The sequence below is a fragment of the uncultured Bacteroides sp. genome (assembly GCF_958445495.1).
GTDB lineage: Bacteria > Bacteroidota > Bacteroidia > Bacteroidales > Bacteroidaceae > Bacteroides.
Window position 1 is genome coordinate 1 of sequence record NZ_CAUCSQ010000101.1, and the last position, 3,082, is coordinate 3,082.

At 42.6% G+C, this 3,082-nt stretch carries 3 protein-coding genes; all 3 read right to left on the bottom strand.

Annotated elements, in window-relative coordinates; translation table 11 throughout:
- Window positions 1-468: 468 nt before the first annotated feature.
- The 3 genes from eno to crcB all read right to left on the bottom strand — a co-directional run bounded on the left by eno (window position 469) and on the right by crcB (window position 3,001).
- A complete protein-coding gene (gene eno, locus Q5076_RS17835; protein ID WP_303015159.1) occupies window positions 469-1,749 on the bottom strand; it encodes a phosphopyruvate hydratase in 1,281 nt (426 codons plus the stop codon).
- A 180-nt stretch (window positions 1,750-1,929) separates the two neighbouring features.
- Window positions 1,930-2,592 carry a pentapeptide repeat-containing protein gene (locus tag Q5076_RS17840; protein WP_303015161.1) on the bottom strand — a complete coding sequence of 221 codons (663 nt, stop codon included), beginning with the start codon at window positions 2,590-2,592 and terminating at the stop codon, window positions 1,930-1,932.
- A 31-nt stretch (window positions 2,593-2,623) separates the two neighbouring features.
- Window positions 2,624-3,001 (bottom strand): fluoride efflux transporter CrcB, encoded by a 378-nt coding sequence (crcB, locus tag Q5076_RS17845; RefSeq protein WP_303015163.1) that lies wholly within the window; start codon window positions 2,999-3,001, stop codon window positions 2,624-2,626.
- Between the last annotated feature and the right edge of the window lie 81 nt (window positions 3,002-3,082).

Genomic DNA, 3,082 nt, shown 5'->3' on the forward strand with positions numbered 1-3,082 from the left:
GGTCGTTTGCGAATTATCAAATATACGAAAAAAAAAGAGATGTAGGTAACTTGCAAGTCACGAGCAGTTGTGTTTGAACTGTCGTCCATTGAAAAATGGAGTACATTTCATTGAGAAGAGATGTTATTGTACCGGTAGTGGTGGTGAAAATCCATCTATCTTATCAATAAGACAGCCGGACAGTTCGGTGAAATATGGGAATGTGCCGAGTCTGCGATAAAGCAGGGACTCCGTGATTCCGCTTCTTTGACTTATCGGGATATAAATCCGGGAAAAGGTGAAAAAAGCATGGGGCAAGTGCAGGAGTTGTTAATAAAATGGGGAAATATAGGGTCAACGTAAAATCCTGAGGGATTATATATTCTTTTGAAATAACATCAATGGAGCAGAACCTCACACAAAAAAAGAGGCCGTCTCAAATTTGTTTTGAGACAGCCTCTGGATATCTTGTCTGGAAATGAAAGACTATTATTTGATTCTCTTGTATCCGTACACTGCCAAATCACCCAGTTCCTCTTCAATGCGGAGCAACTGATTGTATTTAGCCATACGGTCGGAACGGCTTAAAGAACCTGTCTTGATTTGTCCGCTGTTGGTCGCTACAGCAATATCGGCGATAGTAGCGTCTTCCGTTTCACCCGAACGGTGGGAAGTAACAGTCGTGTATCCATGACGGTGCGCCATTTCGATAGCGTTCAGTGTTTCCGTCAGCGAACCGATTTGGTTTACTTTAATCAGGATAGAGTTGGCACAACCTTTTTCAATACCTTTGGCCAAGAAGTCCACATTGGTTACGAACAAATCGTCTCCTACCAATTGGCAACGGTTACCAATGCGTTCAGTCAGCTTCTTCCAGCCTTCCCAGTCATTTTCACTCATACCGTCTTCGATAGAGTCGATAGGATATTTGTTGATTAGTTCTTCCAGATAGTTAATCTGTTCTTCGGCAGTACGTTTCTTTCCTTTTTCGCCTTCAAATTTAGTGTAATCGTAAATTCCGTCATGATAGAACTCGGAAGAAGCGCAGTCCATACCAATCATAACGTCTTTGCCCGGTTCGTATCCTGCAGCTTTGATTGCGGCGATAATAGAATTCAGAGCATCTTCCGTACCTTCCAGGTTGGGGGCGAATCCGCCTTCATCACCGACAGCAGTGCTAAGGCCGCGGTCTTTTAATACCTTTTTCAAAGCATGGAATATTTCAGCTCCCATTCTCAAACCTTCTTTGAAAGAAGAAGCGCCTACCGGACGAATCATGAATTCTTGGAATGCGATAGGAGCATCGCTGTGTGACCCTCCGTTGATGATATTCATCATAGGTACGGGCATTACATACGTATTTGTTCCACCGATATAACGGTATAAGGGAAGATCGAGATAATTGGCTGCTGCTTTGGCTACGGCGAGAGATACGCCGAGAATAGCGTTAGCACCTAAGTTGGATTTAGTCTTAGTACCGTCCAGTGCCAACATGGCGCAGTCAATTCCTCTTTGGTTGAGTGAAGACATGCCGATTAGCTTCGGAGCGATAATTTTATTTACATTGTCAACCGCTTTTTGTACACCTTTTCCACCATACCGTTTTTTGTCGCCGTCACGAAGTTCCAACGCCTCGTGTTCACCTGTGGAAGCACCGGACGGTACTGATGCGCGTCCCATAATGCCTGATTCCAATACTACGTCAACCTCTACTGTAGGATTACCTCTTGAATCGAGAATTTCTCGAGCTACAATTTTTTCAATTTTCATCGTTTCTATTGTTTTTGAATAAGATTTCTGCAAAAATACGGACTTGACAGGGAGTGGAAAATCACTATAAATAGGTATTCTTTCCCGTTTTATTCCCTATATGTCATTAGTCCGGCCTTATCATATAACAATGGAATGGTATTTTTGTTTGAATATCAGTAAAAAGAGAATCCTGTTTTTTTAGTCTCTGATGATTACGCCTAATAGCGGAAGCAAATCCATAGCCTGTAAAGAGGTTATGATGCTTCCTTTCAAATCATTGATGTTGAGGGTTATGCCGTTGATACGGGAAGTACGTAAGTCAATGCCCCGAAGGGGAGCATGCGAGAAATCGGATTCTGCCAAGTCGCAACTTTCAAAAGCGACGGAGGAGAAACGACAGTCGTTAAAACTCCCGTTCCCGAATTGGCAGTGGGTAAAACGCACCTGATTCATTTTGCTCATGGCGAAATTGATGTATCCGGCATTGCATTCATGTAATAAGACATGATTCAATGTTGTTCCCGAGAAGTTGGTTCCCAACAGTTTACAGGAAATAAATTCCACCCTGTACAGGGAACTTTCCGCAAAAGAGAGATTAGATAAGTCACAGTTCTCAAACCGGACATCCGTCAGTTGGGAAGAGCGGAGTTTACATTCGCGGAATATCCGGTTCCGGAAAGTACAATTTTTAAAACTTTTATAAGAGTGGTTGATACCTTCCTCTTTGCCTTTGCAGAATAAAAGGTCAGAGACGGTCTCCTCTCTTTCGAGACATTCTTGTAGAGTGTCTGTATGGGATTCCTGTTTTTCCAGCATCGGAGGAATCACCCGTACGGGTTTAGCAGTATTTCTTTTTATCATATTTGTAACGGTTGTTTGAGGTGTTCAGGCATTACAGTTGTTTTCCCAGATATCCTCCTGCCATGACGGCGCCCAATCCTAATGCCATACTCGACAAAACGTAGATGGCAAACGTTCCGTAAAATTCCCCTTTCAACAAATTGATGCTGTCGTTGGAAAAGGTAGAGAAGGTGGTAAATCCTCCGCATAATCCGGTTGTCAACAGCAAGCGTATTTCCGGAGATAAATGGAATCGTTCGGAAAAGACGTAAAACAGGCCGATAAAGAAGCTCCCGAGAAAATTGACGGTGAAAGTGGCCCATGGGAAATTATAAGGAATGATTCGCTCATGCATAAGCAATTGTATGCAATAACGCAGTGCGCTGCCTGTGCCGCCGCCTAAAAAGATATAGATAATTTCTTTACTCATTGTTCGTTTGATTTAGATGTTGATATAATTAAGGTGAGTTCTATCAATTCAATTTATCCTCTTGTATCAGACAGCAGAACT

Excerpts from the sequence above, each read along its gene's own strand:
- crcB (WP_303015163.1), bottom strand. The coding sequence starts at position 3,001 with ATGAGTAAAGAAATTATCTATATCTTTTTAGGCGGCGGCACAGGCAGC.
- eno (WP_303015159.1), bottom strand. The coding sequence starts at position 1,749 with ATGAAAATTGAAAAAATTGTAGCTCGAGAAATTCTCGATTCAAGAGGT.
- Q5076_RS17840 (WP_303015161.1), bottom strand. The coding sequence starts at position 2,592 with ATGATAAAAAGAAATACTGCTAAACCCGTACGGGTGATTCCTCCGATG.